Here is an 18,596-nt window from a genome sequence, read left to right as displayed (position 1 = left end):
ATCATGCCAATTCTACTTTGGCTTCTCGGAATTCCGATCCCGCTGATCATTCTCATCATGCTGCTGCATCATTGAGGCCGCTGCATCGTTGAGTACGACGGATACGTTTTGAAGCCGGTCCCGGCGATCGCCCAGACGAAAAGTGAAGAATTGGCGGCGCCCAACCTTTCGATAGGCCTTCGAATCTGGCCACTTATAGGAACAAGCTGCGGTGAAAACTGATCGGTATGATTGACGATCAGGTTACCTTGGCCTTCCTGAGGCCGTGTTCGGTCGAAGCTAGACGGCGTTCAACTGCGAAAACGAAGCCGGATCGCTATTCGTCGCCGACAAGCCTCTCGGATCTCCCACAACTTGCGCGTCTGGACGTTATGAAGTCAGGCTTGGTCTCGCGGGATTCGTGCACCGCGACGGTCATGATAGCGCGCAGCCAAGGCAAAGCGGATCCTCGCCGGTGTTGAGGGATAGAGCAGATACTCCTCATCTTTCGACATTTGCAATATCCTTACACTTGCGTTGCTCCGCCCCCGTGTTCGATCCTCATGAGGGCAAGACGAGCGGCGTCTCCGGATATTGGTTGAGCTCAATTTGGACGACATGCTTCGATAAGCTTTGGACTCGATAAAATCTGAGCTCCTGGTCTTTCAGCGGGCATCGAAAGATGACCGCAGCGTTATCCTCCAAACGGCTGAGCACGGCCCTCAGCTCACCGATTCGTCGGCGAGTCGGCTGAGGTGTTCGCCCAGTCGGCCGAACATGTCGCGCTTGATCGGATCAGTGGCCAGGTCTCGCATCAGGGCGGCCTCGGCCGCATCCCTTCGAAGTTTCAATCTAGGCTTGGTAATCCTTCATGGGAGCCCAACCCACTAACTGATCCCGCACCCGAAAACTTAGTTCGGTGGCTGCAAACCCGGTGACGCGATCCAGCCGGTCATTTGAGCCGCCATTTCGTCTTCCCGCGCCTTGCGTAACAGGCGTTCCCGATCCGAACTGGGTGGTAGCTTTTTGGCCTGTTCTCGTAATCGTTTGGCTTCTTCTGATAGTCTTTGTTCTAGAGAAGTGATCTGTTTGAACCGGCGACGCTGCATGACACAACCTTAGTCTTACGGTGCTAACTTCACTTCTGATACTAGTATGCTGCAGATGGGCGCTCAGTTCACTAGTGCACACAAAACAAACTAGGCTTCCGATAGAACCGTCGCCCCGACCTTCTCCGGATCCAGGGCTTGACGCGTGCGGCCTTGAGTTCCTTCTTTACCACCAGCAAATGCCGCCCATTGATGGCCACCGCATTCATTTCCGCGCCCACCGCCGGACCTGCCGCCGCCAAGGCGATCAGCACAAGCATGAGAAACCGCCAGGCTTTCCGAGAGCCGTCTTCCCTAGGGTATTTCACGTTCCCGGCGGTTGAATATCCAAACGAGCGCGTGCCTGCGGAGCCTCAGCGGCGGCCAGTTTTCGGTACAGAGCTTCGTACTCTTTCGCCATTCGTCTCGCCGCAAAGCGTTCCTCGAAGCGCGAACGTATCTTTCGCCTGTCCAATTCCTCCACCCGATGCACCGCAGCGATCGCCTGCTTTTCGTCCTCGACAATGAAGCCCGTCACACCGTCCTCGATCACCTCGGGAACGGAGCCGGAGCGATATGCGATCACGGGCGTTCCGCAGGCCATCGCCTCGATCATGACCAGTCCGAAAGGCTCTGGCCAATCGATTGGAAACAATAAGGCGGCGGCCTCGGCCAGGAACGGCTGCTTTTTGGCATCGTCGACCTCTCCGACCAGATGGACCTTCTTGCCATCGATGAGAGGCTCAAGACGCTTCTTGAAGTAAACGGTCTCGCCGCGAGGGATCTTGGCTGCGATGCGAAGAGGTCGCCGGACGGCGTGCGCGATGCGGATAGCATCTTCCGGTCCCTTCTCGGCGGTGAGACGTCCGAGAAACGCCAGATATGATCCTGGAGCGACGGAAGAGCGAAACAAATCCAGCGGCAGTCCGTGATGGATCGTTGCGGTCCAGTTCGCTTCCGGGAGCGGCCGCCGCTGATCGTCCGAAATCGACACGAAGGGGGCTCGCGGAAATGCCCGAATGACGTTACCCAATCCTGGCAGGTCGAGCCGCCCGTGCATGGTCGTGAGAAACGGCACACCCAGGCGACTGAGGAGCGGAAGCGGCAGCCAATCGATGTGAGCATGAATCATGTCAAAATCTTTCGTCCGCTTCGCGACAGCCTCGAGCAGCACGGCACAGGCGGCGTTCGGATCCGTCCCCTTTTTGCCCAGACGGAGCGCGCGGGGCCACACCGCATGAAGCTCGCCGCGTGTCTGGGAATCGCCACTCGCAAAAAGCGTGACTTGATGGCCGAGCGCGACCAACTCGTCAACCAGCCACGCGACTACCCGCTCGGTGCCGCCATAGAGTTTCGGCGGGACGCTTTCGGCCAAGGGAGCGAGCTGAGCGATACGCATCGGGCTGCCCGCTAGTCGAAGTTCGAGCGCAGTGCCATCACGACAACTGCGGAAACGAGGAAGGAAATGGTCCAATCCGGCCTGGCGTTCTCGGCCGCCACTCGCCGGATGATTGCTTCCACCCGCCTCAGCATTCGTCCTCAGGAAGCCACTCGAGGTAAGCGATGCCGAAGGCCGTGAGTTCGGCGGCATCATCTCCGCGTGCTTCCCGTCTCCCATGCAGGTGGCGTTCGAGCAAACATCGACGGCTATCCGCCGCATCGACCTCGCGATGCCTCGTGCGGTAGACGGACCAGGCCGTATCGATTGCCATTCGTAGCGTGCCGTCGTCGACCATGCTCAAGCTCCGAGACAAACTCATTCGAGTGCCAACTCTTCTCGACAGAGGAAGTTTCCAGTTTTTCCCGGCTTCGAGGAACAAGCGCTCTGGCGAGCGATTAAATTTGGGAGGCCATCGCCGTTCGAATACGGCGCAGTCGCGGATAGCCGAAGGCACTTTGCCCCTGTTCAACTAGCGCTCGCGCAGATAGCCAAAGGCGATGGCCTCAATTCCGAAGCAAGAGACCATGGCAAGCATTCTAGTTACCCGCGACCAATTCAACATCACGCCACAGGGCGTTACACATAAGCCAACAGATGCCTCCTTCGTGCCGCACTGCAGCGATCCTCGTTCCGGGTCCATGCGGCTTGGCCGCCTTGAATGCGAGGCCCCAAGCGGCGATACCTACGATTCTGAGGTAGTAAAAACGATGATGATGCAACTCTGGGCCGAATATCTCGCAACCAATTTAGATCTGTTCTACAAGGAAGCCGGCGGCAGGGATGGCGACGCTGCTAGCGGTTTACCTGACGATCGTCATTCGACACCGGACCGCTGAACGATTGTTCATATGAATTAAATTATCAACTCGTCATTCCTATTTCCGAACTTCGCCCCTGCAGACGATGTTGAAACATAGTCCTGGTTTTCATCAAGGAGGATGGGATTATGTTCAGGAAGATGATGATCGGAGCGCTTGCGGCTGCAGCACTCAGCACCGTTGCACCAACCGCAGCGTCTGCCCGGGGCTTTGGTGGCGGCTTCCACGGCGGTTTCCATGGCGGAGGATTCCACGGAGGCTTCGGTGGCGCAGGATTGGCTCTCGGCGCCGTCGGCTTGGGCCTTGGATTGGCGGCCGCACCATACGCCTGGGGCTACCCTTACGGTTATGGGTACCCCTACGGTTATGCTAGTTACGCCTACTACGGTGGCGGCTGCTATTTTGTCCCAAGGCGGGCTTGGACCCCGTGGGGCTGGCGCATTCGCCAGGTTGAGGTGTGTGACTGAGGTCTTCCCTCAGGGTGCGCCGCACATTCAGCTCGGACATCGATGGATTGCGTTCTGCGCGAATTCGAAGCCTCGTCAACCTGATTGAATTCGAATACTTCGCTTAGTTCAAAAAAGGAGGCCGCCTTGTTGGCGGCCTCCTTAACTTACCAGGTCGTCCAGGTATCTCCGCGCCAATATCCTCGGCCTTCGTGTTCGCGGAACGTAAATTTTTCACTCGGACCCCATTTCCAGTCGTCCTCATGAATAACGACACCGGCCGATGCCGGATATTCATATCCCTCATGAGTATGCCAGCAAACATTGCCGCTGCACACGATAGCCGCCGATGCAGAAACCGCGGATGCAGCAAGAATGCCGACACCGATCGCAGCGCCGGCAACTGCTTTAGTTAACAGTTTCATTTTCAACTCCTCCAATGCTCGATCTGCCCAACACCAAAACACGAGTTGCCAAGGTTCGTTCCTTGCCTCGATGTTCCGCCGATTTTGGAATGCGCGGCCGGACAATCATCAATAGCGGGAAAAAGGACCTCGCCCGCCGAGGTAGCGAGGAACTCGTGCTGCTCAAGCCTTTTGCCATGGACGCCATGAGGGCCTGCTCGCGTTGAAACGAACTCGCGAGCCATGTGTTTCACCTCTTTCTAATGGAGGAATTCCCATGAAAATTCGAACTATCTCCATCGCGGCTGCTCTATCGCTGACCGGCTCACTGGCGTTCGCGCAAACCATCGTCGATACCGTGCCCCCAACCGAACGGCCGGTTGTCGTACCTGACGGCGCGGGCCCCAAGGTCGTTGATCCCGCTGGAACAATCCAAAACGAGCAAACGACGGGTCTCGCGCCAGTCGTCCGACCGGCAACGCCTGGCGTGGTACCCGGCGCGCGTGATAAGTCCCGGGTCGGTGGCGAAGGCGTAAGCGATCGTCCCCCGGGAAACTGAGCGCAGACCAGAGCAAAGCAGAGAGGCCCCGCTCCGGCGGGGCCTCTTCGTATCGACCGTCCTTACGCGGTAAGCCGCCTGTAAGGTCGCCCTCGTATCGAAGTAATCGTGGCCGACCCGATCCAAATTCTTGATATCTCAGGGCGCGCGACCAGCTCGAAATTGAGAAGTTGCGGGCAGCCTTATTCGCCGTCGTCGGCGACACCGGCAGCGCATCATTTTTCGAAACCGGCCCCAACCGCCGGCTTGTGTTTTGCGCGATCTGGCGGGTCATGGCGAATCAGCGCATCTCGCTTTCTCGATGTGATGCGGACACTCGACTATGTTCAGGCGTGAAGCAATCGACAAAAAGATCGTTGAGCTTCGTCACGCACTCGCGACGACGGATGACGAATTGACCGTCGCTCTACTGGTGATGGCAATCGAAAGCTTCGAGTCCGAGAGGGCCGTTTTGCTTCGGATCTAGTGGATCCAAACAATCTGTCTATCGAGACGTTTGTGAACGATGAGACAAAGCCGCGTCAGTTCCGCTTCCAGTGGGATAGTGCAAGAGTCGTTTTGCAGGAGATGCAGAATTTCTGAGGGCCGCCGGCGCGTTATTCGTGTAGTGATCTGAGGGACCTCATCGCCTTGCGCCAAATTCGTGGGCGGCTTCGGTAGCGCGATTGAGACTATGCGAATCATCGACCTCTTTGCGCATCAGGTTTTCGCCAAAAATTTGGACCGCTGCAACTTTCGACTTTTGCAACACTATCAGCGGTAAAGCGGAAGTCGAATTTCAGGGCCGTCGGGTCGACTTTTAACCCGTTTCGGACATTATGCTCGCCAAGCTCAATCGACTTGGTCGGACCGCTTCCTCGCTTTCCTTTTGAGCGTGTCGCGAGCCAGAAATTCGACGCCGAGTTGATCACCATCAACACGCACTAGCTGACAACGCCGATACGCGAGACCGGTTGATGACAGAAGAAGGAAAAACTCCTTGAGATCGAGTCCTTCGAGAGAACCCTCAATATGCAAACGCGCACCGGTCTGTGACACGTCGATCATCTTGCATTCCCGACGCCAGGTTCCGTCAATCCCCATCAGATAGACTGGAATACCCCGTTCGAACTGAACACGATCACTCTTGCGGTCTCCATAAGCCATCGCTCAATCCTAATTGAGAAAGAGAGATACAGATTGGATGTTGAATCGTGGTTGTGAAGTTTGGTTAGGGTCTGATTAATTGACCTTTTCCTGCGTACTCGCTCCGACTGATTAGCTTAGGCGGTTTTTCAACGGACATCGAACGTGGTCACAAAGGAGCTGATTATTGCCCGTTTGACTTGTCGCCCACGGCCGCATTGATCAAGGTCGCAAACTCTGAAATCAAAAATGGCTTGCGCAGCACCGGCTTGTCGTTGAACAACTCTGGCCGCCCGGCTGGGCCATAACCGCTGACGAATACGAACGGCAGACCTCGTGCGGTGACGATCTCTGCGATGGGACTGATGGCGAGGCCACCGATATTAATATCGAAAACCCCCAAGTCGAATGCAGAGGTACGGGCCAACGGTTCGGCCGATTGAATGCTACCGGCTTCGGCAACTACTCGATGCCCAAGCTCCTCAAGCATGTCGACAATCATCATTCGGATCAGGGCTTCGTCCTCAACCAAAAATACGGATATGCCCTCCATGTTAACTTTGACCCTGAGCAGCAGCGTTGAGAAGTTGAGAGACCGCAGTTAAAATCTGCGCCGGGGCAAACGGCTTCACCAGTAGAACGCTATTGGGAACGCCCTGCGAAGCCCACTCGTCGGCAGCGGCACCCGTCATGTATACGATTGGAAATGCGGGGTCGATCTCCCTCGCGCGTCTTGCAACCTCCCACCCGTTCATGTTCCCCTTAAGATTGATGTCCGTGACGAGCGCCCGGTAGTCAGTAACCCCGCTCCGCAACAAAGTTACGGCTTCTTCAGCCGATGGCGCGATAGCGGTTTCAAACCCGCCATCCGCCAGTGCTTCCTCTACAAGGGTTTGGATTAGGGTTTCGTCCTCGACGATGAGGATAACTGGAAGGCTTTCGCTATTTGCCACTTCTTCCCGCCTGCACAAAGTTCCATGCACAAACTCAGTGGAGGGTCGTTTGTTCCGCATGAAAGTGCAGAATTGGACATCGGTGCTAAGGCGAGCTACAGCCGCCGAAGTAAGCTCCGCGAGCTGTTTTGATCAGACTCAATAGGTCCATGCCGTAGGATGTCCTTAACAAGGACCGCTCCATGCCCGAACGCCTCAGCGCGCGGCGAGCAGACCAACTTCCGGCAGATTTTTTTCTTGTCATGATGATTGCTGGCATAAACCTAATGATCGGTATTGGGCTAATTATCTTGTTTGCATAAAGCCGCCTTAGTTGGCGGCCTCTTTGACATCAGCGTGCAATGTCGCCTATTGGCACGAAACCGACATGCCGACCTCGCTGAAGATATCCGCTTCTGAGGGTAGAACCGACAAGCCTTTCAGGTTGAGCCACTTCTGTTTTTGATGCTGTGGACGGCGCCCACTCTGCGGCATCGAAGTGCCATAGGGTGGTTGCGCTGAAGCGAACCACTATGAGGGGAGCCGTCCATGGGCGAAGTTATCACGATTGGTCTCGATATTGCGAAGTCGGTATTCCAAGTTCACGGTGTCGATGACGTCGGAACGGTATTGATACGCAAGCGCGTCAGCCGTTCGAAGATGCTGGAGTTTTTCAGAGAATTACCGCCGTGCCTTGTTGGTATCGAAGCTTGCCCGGCAGCTCATCATTGGGGTCGCGAGTTGCAGGCCTTTGGTCATACGGTGAAGCTGATGCCGCCGAGCTATGTGAAGGCCTACCTCAAACGCAGCAAGAATGATGCGAATGATGCGGCAGCGATCTGCGAGGCGGGGATCAGAGGCCCCATCGGTCGACGCTGGAGAATTTGTCAGGGCCTCGACGCCACGCGATCCCGTGCCAGCTTCCGCTTTCCCCAACGATTGTCTTTGCGGTCGGCGAAGACGCGCGGCTTGTCCCGGTTCAACGCCTGCATTACGCCGATCCGCGCATGCATTGTCGGGCCGCGACCTTCGGCCGCCATGATCAAGACCTCGACGGCGGTCTGCCACTTCTCGTGATTCTGCTCGGCTTTCGGCAGCTTCATGATGTAGTCGGCGGCGTCCTTGAGCGTGACCAGCGTCTGGCCGTTCGGAAGCGTGATCGGGTCCTCGAATTTGCGGGAGAGTGGGGCGCTGTATCTTAAACAGGCCCAATAATTTCGAATTGAAGGGCGCGCTCTCGAATAAAAACCGCCGGAAACTCGCCCTTCATGCCGGGAAGAGCCACCGGCTTTGGAACCGTTGGCAGCCCGCTCAGTTATTCCGGCTTGCCGCCCCGCGGCATACGCAACACTCAGAAGTTGGCCTCAGCTTCCCCTGCCAAGGCTGAGGCCATTTTCTTTTCTGGAACGGTCGGCGTGCGCGTGGATTCCTTTTGCTGGGTCGCGGCGCCTCGTCGCGGCCTGGCACGGTCGACCCACCGAACCGACCCCAGGGAAATCGGCCGTCCCTCACGCGCGGGAAGTCGTATCAACGGCAGGAGGCGCTCAAGCAGCGCGCCTCCCGTAAGGAGACCTTGGCTGAAATCGCGAAGTCCTACGCCGTGGACATCAGCATGATCTCCCGGCTTTAGACAGGCTCTGTATGTTTGGCTCAACCAAGCAGCTGATAATCGCCGTGACGGTCGTGGTGCTGGCTGGCATTCTCGTTGCTCTGGGCGCGCAATATGTCGTCCACCACAGGCCGCATCAGCAGCCACCAGCTCATACCGCGCAGTAAGCAGCCATGCCGATCTATCGATCGTTCCCCGTCGACCAGGGTGGGCACATCTTTGCCGAGCCGCACGAGTTCGAGGTCAAACGGATATCGACGCCATCGCGCCGGCCATACAATTCGGGAGAGCTACGCGATCGAGGTTTGGGACGCAGGGCGCCGCGTCGGACTCATCCAGTTGCGCTCTATCGAAGAATGATGCGGTCGACTTGGCGCCAACGATGGCCTGTAAGGTTGGCGTAAGCGTCCGGCCATTCCCTCGCGCTAGACGGTGGAGTCATGCGCGTCGTGTCAGGATTGGCCCCGAGGTTTCATGAAGCGATTTGCGGCGTTCGCAGTCTTGGCGTCGGTGCTAGGGGCGTGCTCCCCCGACAGCGGTGCCACCGGGCCCGCACGAAGCTGCGCAACAGATCTATATCCGACTTATAATCCGAAGTCGTTGGACCAGTGCGTGGCAGTCTGTAAGAGATTTGACCATGGCACTACGACGACGTGCAACACTTCGTGCAGCCTGAAAGGGGCGCGATGAAAAAGCCCGTTGAACGCCCAATCGAGCGACCGTGTCCTGCATGTAACGGCACTGGAATGGCGCCGGCTAAGCCACCGGTGCGCCCGGGTGTCCGGATCTTTGCTCAGTGCAAGGAATGCGGCGGCAAGGGACGGATCATTGTCGACTGACGCGCTGGCCCAACGTCACGCGTACCTTCGCAGCCCTCGTGACCACGCTCTGACCGCAATAGTCACAACACCACAGGTACGATATCTCTCCGTTGGGCCTGAACGCAGACGCTTCCGGCGCGATCAGTTCCTCGGAGCAGGAAATACATCTCGGCAGGTCGCTGAGGCGATGCCTATAGCGCGGCGCGGCGGTTTCTGTCTGTCGATCCATGGCTGCACCCCCATTGCTCTGCCCATCATGTCAACACGAATCGTCCCCGCAATTCACATCGGTTGGTGGAACACTAGATAGGGGTAAGTTTTCCACAGGATTCTTGCTTGCGCGCCTTCGCAAGCTTGCAACGGGGTTGACGTGCCCAACTCTTGGACTTGCAGGAACCGGTTGATGACATTGTTATGAATGTGCGGGTCCTTGGAGCGACACCGGCGGATCTGCTCCCGCTCGTCCGTCGCCTCGCGCCATCCACCTGAACGCCCCCGTCGGACGAAAAGCCGGCGGGGGTTTTGCTTCTCCGGCCCACTTCTTTAGGAGCGGTGGCAGGTCGTCACTACCACCATGGTGCGGCTGCAGTGCCAGTCCGCGCCAAGTCGAATCTCACAAACGTTATATGGGTGCGCGGCCGCAACGGCGGCGCTGGCAGTAAGGACGGCAATCGTCGCGAAAGCAATGGCCTTGATGCGCATGATCGAACCCCATTGTTTGATCAATGGGCTCAGCATGCTCTCGGTAGGTTTCAGGAACATGTCGTCAGACGGCAAATCGTGTTTCGTCGAGTGCGACCAAAGCGAAAGTGAGGGCCCCCATACTTTCGCTTCCGAGCCTGGTCGGCAGGCGATGGCCGAACAGGCTGGTGAGACAGGCTGAGAGTTCACTTGTGTACTTTTCGGAAAGGGCGAGTCCTCTTCCACATGGTCGATTATCGAAAGGCACCCCGCAGGCGCATCCTGAAAACGGGATTGATCGAATGCGCGGTGCGCGATCTTTCCGCCACGGGTTCCGCTATTCATTCCACACAAGTTTAGCCTTGCCATACCGAGCGACGGTCTGCGGCGCCGCTGTAGGTCGCCTGGCGCAAGGGAAATTGGCTGGGCGTCGCATTCGGTGACCTCCACTGAAAACGTGACGGCAGATAAGGATCATCCGAGCAGCGCTGAGCCGACACAGTGATAAGGGTGCCCCCAGATTGCTGTCAGGGCAAAGACTAACCAGAAGGTATCGAAGAGGTCACCAAGAGAGTATTTGCGCGGCTTTTCCATTCGAAGCCAACCAAGTTGGGCGCTGCCAGTTCCAGGCACGGAACACCGGGCTTCTCCGGAATCCTCGTACTGGAAAACTATAGGATGCCGGCGGGCGAGAAAATTTCAAAATCAGCATTTGCCGACCCGTTTAGTTAGGAGGAGCGTGATGACGAAGCTTGGCCCGTCCGTTGAGAATATCGCCGCCGAGTAAGCCAACCTGGTGCAGCAAATCACCGATCTGCAAGCGAAGCTGGAACTTCTTAATCATCGCGAGGGTAAAAATCGAGGCGAGCGCGATGCTGAAAGAAATCCTCGCTTTGACTACAGCTACGCTTCTGATCGTGGCGATTATGGTAATAGTGTTCGAGCGCGCGGGTAGACGATATTTCAATGATTGAGAGGTCGCCTCGGTTGGGGGGCTCACAACGGAAACGGCCTCAGCGGCGGGGGCTGGCTGAGGCCGTCATCAATTGGGACAGCACCGTGGCGGGTACTGGCAGATTTCCGACCCTCATGGCCAAATTCTGTAAGGACCGTGTCAGGTCGGCCCTCTACAATCGGCTTCATGGACGACTGGCTCATAGATCAGGTCACGCTTATCGGCATCCCGTTCCAGAACTGGATGATGGTCACTTTCGTGCTGATCTTGATCGCTGCACTGATTAACGTTGGAGAGACACGCTGGCCGCAGTCATAGGCTGGTGCCTGGAACCTAGAGAAAATCAGACCTGGTGATACAGGGCCACGCATCCTGTACGGTCCTGTATCTGGCCTTCTCGAGCGCGGCCTCCCACTGCGGGCGAGGGGCGTTCAGGAAGGCGTCGCTGCCCAGCACACTGCCGGCGACTTTGAACTTGCCGTGCCGAGGACAATCGAAGCCTACGGCATCGCCCGTCCTATCGAGTTCCTCCGTCTCAACGCCGCAGATGGGACAGGTGTTCATATCGCCTATTCACACTGGAAGGCCGAAGCGCTTGCCGATCATGCGCTCTCATCTTCGACAAAGCCCGGCGGCATCTTCGGCGGATCAACTCCATCGCTCGCATTGCAGAGCGGGCAAGGCATGCCGGGCGCGCCGCAGCCGCAGGCATAATCGCCTTCCCACGCCATGTGGGGATGGGCCTCGCAGACCCAGCGGCATCCGAGACAGCGCATGCAAGTAGTCATGCGGAAAGTAACTCTCGAAAATCAAAAAGGGGCCCACCTTGCGGCGATCCCAATGGCCGGGCCAACACCGTCAACAGCGCTGCCCTAATTCTCATTGTGTGCACTAAGGAACTGAACGGCGGCGGACCGCATATATTATGATCGTAAGTGCAAACCCTGCGGTTAGGACCCGTAAGCACGAGGTCGTGTCATGCAGCGTCGCCGATTCAAACAGACCCTTACCTTTCCCTATCGATTGAAAAACTTCGCCGAAGATCTGAAAGCCAAGGCTGCCAAGCTTCGACCTGGCCCGGAGCGAGAAGCTCTACTTAGAAGGGCACGGCGGGCGGACACCGCCTCTCACATTGACGAATGGGCCAACTCCCCTGGATTGCAGCCGCCGAAGTGAGGGCCGCTTGCGGACCAATGGCTGAGTATCGGGCCTACATCATTGGTGAGGATGGCCATTTTATTCGGGCGCTTGATTTGTTCTGTCCTGACGACGACACGGCGAAAGAATGCGCCAAACAACTGATCGATGGTCACGACGTAGAACTTTGGCAACTCAGCCGCAAAATCGAGACGTTTAGGCGCAAGCCAAAGTGAGGCCGCCTTAGTTTTCACAGCACAGGCCACAGGGAGATGATGCCCGTCGAGCAGGGCGGAAGCGTCCTAATTCACGTAGATGAACAAATACCATTCTCGGACGTCAATATACGGAGAGTGACAACGCGCGAATGCGGAACTGGGAATGTGCGAGAAGTGCGTCGAGATCGACAAGACCATTGCTCACTACCGATGGATCAAGGAGCGGGTAATCGATCCCTCGACGCACCAAGCTGCTGACGACCTGATAGAGAAGCTTGAGGCCGAGAAGATCGCGCTTCACCCGGAGCAAGGCTTATTTCGGCCGTGACCTATCGGATCTTCGCGGAGCCTACAATCATGTGAACGGGCGGATCATTGTCACGCCACGAATGCTTGATCGTTTCGACCCGTCGAGGCCGGCGGCGAAGACCCAACGCTGAATCCCTCTGGAAGCTAAATTCCTGAGAGAGTTTCGAGGTAACCGCGAAAGTAAGCCACAAAAGCTAGCTTCGTGCAGGCCAACGCTACCCCACCCTAAGATGGGGCCTAATCATAAATGAACTTTTCGGTGCGGCCACATTGCTCGCATCTGAAGGTGATAAAGTTCGGCTGGTCTCCTCGCTCCTCTATCGCGGCGACAAGCATTGTCTTACCACACGCCGGGCAACTTGGATCGTCGCCGGTATCGATAGGGTAGAGCAAAAACTCCTCATCCTTGGACATGGCATCGCTCTTCAATTGCCCGTCATGCGGGTACGACGGGTGGCGTCTCCGGATACTGATTAAGCTCGACCTGCACGATATCGCTCGAAGGACTTTGAACTCGGTAAAACCGGAGCTCCTGACCTTGCAGCGGACACCGGAAGGTGACGGCAGCAGCGTCCGGCCACCGACTCAATTCGGCCTTCAGTTCGCCGACGGTGATGATCGGCGGTCCTTCAGCGGACTGACTGGGTATTTCGTTCATTTTCTGCACTCCGGTGATCGCCACTTCACTACCTCTTGAGGCCCCGCTTCGTTCCATTTCTGCGAGGCTGTACAGGCTCTTAACGCTGCCTCGTGAAGCCCTATCGTTACTGTGGAACTTTGGTGGGAACCAACCCCCAGTCCGAGGCCTTGTCTCCGCGGAGATGGGAGGCAGAAGAATGCCGCTCGAGTTGATCGAACGCTCCGGTGCCGCCGACAATTCCATTGGGCGTGTGACGTGCCCAAACTGCCGACTCACAATGCGGCTTCTCGCTATGAAGCTGGTCAAGGGCGAGGCTGAATTGCGCGAGGCGGCGTATCGCTGCCCACAATGCGACGCCGAAACCAGGCGTTGGGTTCGCCCCTAGCCCGCCGGTGCCACCGGCACCTTGCCGTGAAGGCGGCAGAGCTTCTGGAGAGCCCAGAACTCGCAACGGTCGTCGTCACCCTCGATGGGAATAGTGAAGGGCCCTTTAGACCCAACCCACCATAGCCGTCATACGGAAGCCTTCAACGCGCCCGCGTGAACTACAAGTTCGGCGGTCCGGTCGTCGCCCGATATTGAGTTGATCCAGAACTGACCACGAAAGCCCCGGCATTGCCGGGGCTTTTTCATGTGCTCTCATCTTCAACAAAGCCGGGCGGCCGCTGCCAGAGCGGCGGTAATTGATAAGTCGGCACACGCAGTCAAAGAAAAGGCCTCGCGTTTGCGGGGCCTGAGTTACTACCCTCTCTCCACGCCGAGATAATTCGCTGGGGTAACGGGTGTTCCTAAAATCGTTCAGAGGGCTCGGTTCAGATTTGAACAATCGCAATCGTGATCCGAGCTTAGCAACCTAAGGCGATTGCGCCCGTAACCTTATGGACGGCGGATCTGTGCCTCCTCTAAGCATCCCGCCGTTGGCGGCTCCGCCAATGCACGTCCAGGACTGGCGGAGCCGTCTGCTAATTCCACCAGGAAGCTCCGATCAAACTCGGTTTCAAAGCCGGCCGGCATCCTGGGCATCTCGCCTTCAGCAGGCGAGTTGCAAGCTGGGCACGGCATTCCGGGAGCGCCGCAGTTGCAGGCCTGATTGCCTTGCCACGGTCGACCCGGATGCTCCTCGCAGACCCAGCCACAGTCCCTGCATTGGAGGCAGGTCATTTGAAAAGCCAGGAAATGACGTCGTAGGTGCACAAGCCGAGGATGCAGGTCCATGCCACAGTGAGCAGCCCTCCAATCGCCAGGAAAGCTGCCGGGATCATGGAAGCAAGCCTGTCAGAATATTGGCTGGATACGGTAGATCTAATTTTGAGATTTGCCCGCATGATTTTCCTCGTTCGGATATTTTATCCGGCAGAGCGAACTCACATTGCGGCGATCAGTTCCTATTTAAAGCGGGCCGTCGACCAAGGACCAGCTCCGATCCGCGGGGGTGCGCCGGACGAAAATCGGCGCGTCGGGTGCCACATGCTTTGCAGACGAAGCGAGGCTCTAGGTCAGAGATCCGGACGTTGTCCGATGAGGGTCCACTTTCGTACACAAAAGGAAAAAGCCCCCGCCACATTGGGCGAGGGCTGAGTCTGTCCTTCGATGGACGCTACGTTGGAATGCAGCGTCCGGCTCAACTGAGAAGAGGCCCTCCTGTTCCTGGCTTTTGTCCAATCACCATTTCTGGCTAGCGTACCAATCGTTAATTTCCTTGGCGGCGCGATCCTTGGCGTAACCATAGCGCTGCTGTAGGCGTCCCTCGAGCTGGTCTTGCTTGCCATTGATGACATCAAGATCATCGTCAGTGAGCTTGCCCCATTGCTCCTTGACCTTGCCCTTTACTTGCTTCCAATTTCCCTCGACTCGATTCCAATCCATGGCGTTACCTCGATTCAGTTAGACGCTCGCTCAACAGTCTCAAACGACGCCAGTTCCTCATCGCTACAACTTCTCGCAACGACGATAGGAACCTCGATCGCGCCACCGGGTTTCAGCCGCGGAGCATTATTTGGGAGGACATACATGAAGACTATTTTTGTCGCGGTCACCTTGACCGCAGCTTTAGCCGCGCCAGCTTTTTCGCAGTCGCTTGGTGAACAGACGGGCGTCAACTCAGCCCTCGGCATCACACCTAAAACGGAGGACTTCATCAAAGAAGCCGCAACAAGCGACATGCTAGAGATCGCTGCCGCCAGAATTGCGCAAGACAAAGGAAACGCGGAGGAAAAAAAGTTCGCCGAGCAGATGATCACGGATCATACCAAGACCAGCGGCGAACTGAAGGACTTGGCATTTGGTGATCTCAAGTCGGCTATCCCGTCGGACATAGATAATTCTTCCCAGAAGAAGCTCGACAAGCTGAAGGATGCAAAGGCTAAGGACTTTGCGAGCGAGTATGACCCAATGCAGGTGAGTGCGCACAAGGATGCCGTCTCACTGTTCGAACGCTACGCCAAAGGCGGCGACAACGCGAAACTGAAGGACTGGGCTGGCAGCACTCTCCCTGCATTGCAGCATCACCTTCAGATGGCAGAAGATATGAATAAAGCCCGCAAATAGGGGCTAGATGGACGGCCGACGGATGCCGTTTCAAGAAGATGCCGCAGGGCCCCAAAAAAGAGCCGGCTCGATGGAGCCAAACAAAGTTCATCTTTGGAGTCATCGCATATGGACGAGAATCGGTTCTTCAAGAAATCCTGGCTCAACCCTGGAGATGAGGACCGAATTACGCGCCGCCGACTTGTCGGGGGAGTGTGGCCGATATTGCAACGTTCGGCGCCCAGCCAATTCTAGCTCAGACGTCGGGGCAGCAGGCCCAACACGCAGGTCAGCCGATGCAAAATCCCACAGACCGGTACCCGAGACCTCCCTTTAAGCGCCAGTCTCAGCCTTGGCCCGGGCTGGCCGCCAAGATGGATCCAAAGCCCGACCACGGCGAGACAAGCTACAAAGGTAGCGGACGCCTAACTGGCCGCCGGGCGCTGATCACAGGCGGAGATAGCGGCATGGGCCGAGCTGCTGCTATTGCCTACGCACGAGAAGGCGCGGACGTCGCCGTCAACTATCATCCTGATGAAGAGCCTGATGCGCAGGAAGTAATCCGACTGATCAAGGAAGCGGGACGCAATGGCGTGGCATTGCCGGGCGATCTCCGCGATGCCGCATTTTGTAAGAAACTTGTAGAAGACGCGGTTCAGAAACTCGGCGGGGTAGATATCCTTGTAAGCAATGCGGGCCGCCAGCAGGCGCATGATTCAATTCTGGACATAACGGATGAGCAGTTCGACTGGACGATGAAGACTAACATCTACGCGCCGTTCTACATCATCAGGGCGGCATTGCCGTATATGAAGCCAGGTGCCGTCATCATTGGCACCACCTCCGAGCAGGCCTACGACCCATCGCCAGATCTTTACGACTACGCTCAGACCAAGGCCGCAACGATGAACTTTGTAAAGTCGCTGGCGAAGCAGTTAGCTCCCAAAGGCATTCGCGTGTGCGGTGTCGCTCCTGGACCGATCTGGACGCCACTGCAAGTATCGGGCGGTGCCAGCATGGAAAAGCTTGAGAAGTTCGGGAGCATGTCATCCTTCGGTCGTCCTGGTCAGCCCGCAGAGCTCGCGTCCATTTATGTCCAGCTTGCATCAAGCGATGCGAGCTATACGACTGGCGCCGTTTATGGTGCGGCCGGCGGCACCGGGCAGCCCTGAACTCCGCTACTTGATGCTTCAGGAACCGCAGGGCCCGAGGTGAACTTAGCTTGGGAGCTAAACGGAGATCGACGATGAAGCGCATTATGATTGCTATCGCAGCGGCTTTCTTGCTGACCGGACTTACGTCGGTGTATGCACAAACTAACAGATTGCCAGGCGGACCTGATGCGAAACAATGGGTCGGAGATCCGATGATCAAAGAGCCAACGGCTGAGCAACTCAAGCGCTCACCGGGACTTGCCAGGCGCGACCGGGGGCCAACCAACGGACAGCTCGGGGGACAACCAGGCGAGCCGCAGCGCGGCGGCAGTTCCAATGGCGGATAGAGCAAACTTCAGCGATTCCGAGGCCATCTCTGTGAGCATAGCGCGAGATTTGTTGCCCAAAACGACCAGTTGGCGCAATCGACGTATCGCTGCCGCCGGTCAATTGGTTGCTCTGCCATAGGAGCTAGACCGCGTGTGAGCACCCGCTTTATTGGTTGCGAGATGTCTCTGTTGGTACGACCTGTGCCGTCAAATGGATCGTGATTTGCGATGACTGCTTCAGAAGATCCGCTTCATATTTTGAAGCCAAGGTCAGCAATCGTCGCTTAATAGTTTCCGCATCTGCTCAAACATGGCCTTCACATCCGACAACCGAGTCAGTGCAGCAAATGTTGATGCCTATTCCGGGCGACGCTTATTTTTCTGTTCCGCCTCGGCAGCTTCTGCAAGCCTCAACCAGTCCGAGGCAACCCTCAGCCATGCCGCACGATCTTGCGGGTTTGCCATCTTGTCAGCTATGTCTGCGGCTTCTTTGGCTCGCTTACGGCAACTGGCGGCGTCGTCCATCTGGCTTCAAACAACACGCGCTGGCGCTGAAGGCAATACTGCACGCGCGAAGGCCAGCCGGGAGGCCCTTGCAAAAGAGACCCGCCATTCGCGACGGGCGCCAAGTTAAGGGAGGAACCGCCGTTAGCGACGGCATCGCAACGCTAGGCCAATTCGCTCGCTGGAGGATGCACCCCAATTCACACAACGGCGGCCAAAGCGTTGCTAAGTCTTGGCTCCTTTATCCTTAGCTGATCGCCTATCTGCTCCGGATCGGCGTTCACCTATTACTCGCTTTTCTTCTTCAGAGCGCGTGTCTATTCCAGACCGCCGTTCCTTTGTGGTTCGCCTATCTACACCCGACCGCTTCTTAATATCGCCCATCGTGTGTCTCCGCTGGTTGCCGAGAATCGCAGCGCCTATACGCTATCTCGGGTTGCGCGCCCGCGACAAGCTTCCCCAGGAAGGGGATAGATTTTTAAGCAAATTAGGCAGTCCGGGAGCCCGTGGTGCAGTCTGGCTTGCGAACGCTTCAGATCCTTGCCGCGTTATCAGCTATCCATGAAGCGACGCCGATCGCCGCAAAGAAAACGGCTGCCAACCAAGCATGCGGGTCTGAAAGCTTGTTTGAAATGATTGCCACCAAGGGGGTGCACTCAATCGGTCAGCGCAACACCGCTTGTAGTCTATCGGCTGGCGTTTCGAAGCCCAGGGTCTTTTAAGCCGACACTGGGAGGTGTTGTCCAACGTCAGCGACGGGCTAGAAACAGACGAAGGGGGCCGGTCCGAGGATACCTTCCAAACCGGTCGCGATCGGCAAAGCCGAAGTCCTTCGCTGATGCAGCAAGCGTCGAAGAACAGATCATTGACGGTGCACCTCACAATCAGCACTATTGAGGTGTTCCTGATATTGCTGGTTTC

General features: G+C 57.0%; 22 protein-coding genes and 1 pseudogene. 11 read left to right on the top strand and 12 right to left on the bottom strand.

The features are described from left to right. Positions 1–1,159 precede the first annotated feature (1,159 nt). The 3 genes from BUA38_RS21620 to BUA38_RS21610 all read right to left on the bottom strand — a co-directional run bounded on the left by BUA38_RS21620 (position 1,160) and on the right by BUA38_RS21610 (position 2,803). Positions 1,160–1,348, bottom strand: coding sequence for a hypothetical protein (locus BUA38_RS21620; protein WP_156898626.1), 189 nt, complete (start codon positions 1,346–1,348; stop codon positions 1,160–1,162). Positions 1,349–1,392: 44 nt separating this feature from the next. Beyond that, on the bottom strand, positions 1,393–2,466 hold the full coding sequence (locus tag BUA38_RS21615) for a glycosyltransferase family 4 protein (protein ID WP_072821043.1): 1,074 nt from the start codon (positions 2,464–2,466) through the stop codon (positions 1,393–1,395). A gap of 127 nt (positions 2,467–2,593) precedes the next feature. Next, entirely contained in the window at positions 2,594–2,803 is a 210-nt protein-coding gene (locus BUA38_RS21610; protein WP_072821041.1) for a hypothetical protein, read from the bottom strand. Between the two features lie 229 nt (positions 2,804–3,032). On the opposite strand from BUA38_RS21610, the gene BUA38_RS36870 reads away from it, so the two are divergent. Then, the gene (locus tag BUA38_RS36870; protein ID WP_156898625.1) at positions 3,033–3,344 is read left to right on the top strand and encodes a hypothetical protein; all 312 of its coding nucleotides are present in this window, start codon (positions 3,033–3,035) and stop codon (positions 3,342–3,344) included. Between the two features lie 17 nt (positions 3,345–3,361). Here BUA38_RS36870 and BUA38_RS37615 read toward each other — a convergent pair whose 3' ends face one another. Continuing rightward, on the bottom strand, positions 3,362–3,565 hold the full coding sequence (locus BUA38_RS37615; RefSeq protein ID WP_172806067.1) for a hypothetical protein: 204 nt from the start codon (positions 3,563–3,565) through the stop codon (positions 3,362–3,364). A gap of 374 nt (positions 3,566–3,939) precedes the next feature. Beyond that, on the bottom strand, positions 3,940–4,197 hold the full coding sequence (locus tag BUA38_RS21595; RefSeq protein WP_072821035.1) for a hypothetical protein: 258 nt from the start codon (positions 4,195–4,197) through the stop codon (positions 3,940–3,942). A gap of 256 nt (positions 4,198–4,453) precedes the next feature. Here BUA38_RS21595 and BUA38_RS37610 point away from each other — a divergent pair, with 256 nt between their 5' ends. Beyond that, a complete protein-coding gene (locus tag BUA38_RS37610) occupies positions 4,454–4,735 on the top strand; it encodes a hypothetical protein (RefSeq protein ID WP_172806066.1) in 282 nt (93 codons plus the stop codon). Between the two features lie 831 nt (positions 4,736–5,566). Here BUA38_RS37610 and BUA38_RS21585 read toward each other — a convergent pair. The 3 genes from BUA38_RS21585 to BUA38_RS21575 all read right to left on the bottom strand — a co-directional run bounded on the left by BUA38_RS21585 (position 5,567) and on the right by BUA38_RS21575 (position 6,813). Then, the gene (locus BUA38_RS21585; protein WP_072821031.1) at positions 5,567–5,881 is read right to left on the bottom strand and encodes a PilZ domain-containing protein; all 315 of its coding nucleotides are present in this window, start codon (positions 5,879–5,881) and stop codon (positions 5,567–5,569) included. A gap of 163 nt (positions 5,882–6,044) precedes the next feature. Next, on the bottom strand, positions 6,045–6,413 hold the full coding sequence (locus BUA38_RS21580) for a response regulator (protein WP_072821029.1): 369 nt from the start codon (positions 6,411–6,413) through the stop codon (positions 6,045–6,047). Between the two features lies 1 nt (position 6,414). After that, positions 6,415–6,813, bottom strand: coding sequence for a response regulator (locus BUA38_RS21575; protein WP_072821027.1), 399 nt, complete (start codon positions 6,811–6,813; stop codon positions 6,415–6,417). Positions 6,814–7,341: 528 nt separating this feature from the next. Here BUA38_RS21575 and BUA38_RS38120 point away from each other — a divergent pair. Both BUA38_RS38120 and BUA38_RS38500 read left to right on the top strand, forming a co-directional pair. Then, a pseudogene (locus tag BUA38_RS38120) lies at positions 7,342–7,650 on the top strand (IS110 family transposase); the annotation flags it as partial. A 783-nt stretch (positions 7,651–8,433) separates the two neighbouring features. Further along, positions 8,434–8,568 carry a hypothetical protein gene (locus BUA38_RS38500; protein WP_276328139.1) on the top strand — a complete coding sequence of 45 codons (135 nt, stop codon included), beginning with the start codon at positions 8,434–8,436 and terminating at the stop codon, positions 8,566–8,568. Between the two features lie 1,197 nt (positions 8,569–9,765). On the opposite strand, the gene BUA38_RS37605 is transcribed toward BUA38_RS38500, so the two are convergent. Continuing rightward, complete coding sequence (locus BUA38_RS37605; RefSeq protein ID WP_172806065.1) at positions 9,766–10,248, bottom strand: hypothetical protein; 483 nt, start codon at positions 10,246–10,248, stop codon at positions 9,766–9,768. A gap of 796 nt (positions 10,249–11,044) precedes the next feature. On the opposite strand from BUA38_RS37605, the gene BUA38_RS38495 reads away from it, so the two are divergent. The 4 genes from BUA38_RS38495 to BUA38_RS36860 all read left to right on the top strand — a co-directional run bounded on the left by BUA38_RS38495 (position 11,045) and on the right by BUA38_RS36860 (position 12,541). Continuing rightward, positions 11,045–11,176 carry a hypothetical protein gene (locus BUA38_RS38495; RefSeq protein ID WP_276328138.1) on the top strand — a complete coding sequence of 44 codons (132 nt, stop codon included), beginning with the start codon at positions 11,045–11,047 and terminating at the stop codon, positions 11,174–11,176. Between the two features lie 162 nt (positions 11,177–11,338). Beyond that, complete coding sequence (locus tag BUA38_RS36865) at positions 11,339–11,572, top strand: hypothetical protein (RefSeq protein WP_156898623.1); 234 nt, start codon at positions 11,339–11,341, stop codon at positions 11,570–11,572. 479 nt (positions 11,573–12,051) lie between these two features. Then, the gene (locus BUA38_RS21525) at positions 12,052–12,231 is read left to right on the top strand and encodes a hypothetical protein (RefSeq protein ID WP_072821007.1); all 180 of its coding nucleotides are present in this window, start codon (positions 12,052–12,054) and stop codon (positions 12,229–12,231) included. A gap of 145 nt (positions 12,232–12,376) precedes the next feature. After that, positions 12,377–12,541 carry a hypothetical protein gene (locus tag BUA38_RS36860; protein ID WP_156898622.1) on the top strand — a complete coding sequence of 55 codons (165 nt, stop codon included), beginning with the start codon at positions 12,377–12,379 and terminating at the stop codon, positions 12,539–12,541. A 218-nt stretch (positions 12,542–12,759) separates the two neighbouring features. Here BUA38_RS36860 and BUA38_RS36855 read toward each other — a convergent pair whose 3' ends face one another. The 3 genes from BUA38_RS36855 to BUA38_RS21515 all read right to left on the bottom strand — a co-directional run bounded on the left by BUA38_RS36855 (position 12,760) and on the right by BUA38_RS21515 (position 15,028). Next, positions 12,760–12,936 carry a hypothetical protein gene (locus BUA38_RS36855; RefSeq protein ID WP_156898621.1) on the bottom strand — a complete coding sequence of 59 codons (177 nt, stop codon included), beginning with the start codon at positions 12,934–12,936 and terminating at the stop codon, positions 12,760–12,762. Positions 12,937–12,958: 22 nt separating this feature from the next. Beyond that, positions 12,959–13,204 carry a hypothetical protein gene (locus BUA38_RS36850; RefSeq protein ID WP_156898620.1) on the bottom strand — a complete coding sequence of 82 codons (246 nt, stop codon included), beginning with the start codon at positions 13,202–13,204 and terminating at the stop codon, positions 12,959–12,961. A 1,620-nt stretch (positions 13,205–14,824) separates the two neighbouring features. Further along, positions 14,825–15,028 (bottom strand): CsbD family protein, encoded by a 204-nt coding sequence (locus BUA38_RS21515; protein ID WP_072821003.1) that lies wholly within the window; start codon positions 15,026–15,028, stop codon positions 14,825–14,827. Between the two features lie 144 nt (positions 15,029–15,172). Here BUA38_RS21515 and BUA38_RS21510 point away from each other — a divergent pair, with 144 nt between their 5' ends. The 3 genes from BUA38_RS21510 (at position 15,173) to BUA38_RS37600 (ending at position 17,189) form a co-directional block, all read left to right on the top strand. Then, positions 15,173–15,709 (top strand): DUF4142 domain-containing protein, encoded by a 537-nt coding sequence (locus tag BUA38_RS21510; RefSeq protein WP_072821001.1) that lies wholly within the window; start codon positions 15,173–15,175, stop codon positions 15,707–15,709. 275 nt (positions 15,710–15,984) lie between these two features. Continuing rightward, positions 15,985–16,860, top strand: coding sequence for an SDR family oxidoreductase (locus tag BUA38_RS21505; protein WP_156898984.1), 876 nt, complete (start codon positions 15,985–15,987; stop codon positions 16,858–16,860). Positions 16,861–16,934: 74 nt separating this feature from the next. Then, entirely contained in the window at positions 16,935–17,189 is a 255-nt protein-coding gene (locus tag BUA38_RS37600; protein ID WP_172806064.1) for a hypothetical protein, read from the top strand. Positions 17,190–18,596 lie beyond the last annotated feature (1,407 nt).

Origin of the sequence: Bradyrhizobium erythrophlei (genome assembly GCF_900142985.1) — a bacterium.
Taxonomy (GTDB): domain Bacteria; phylum Pseudomonadota; class Alphaproteobacteria; order Rhizobiales; family Xanthobacteraceae; genus Bradyrhizobium; species Bradyrhizobium erythrophlei_B.
This window is presented reverse-complemented; position numbering and strand designations above follow the sequence as displayed.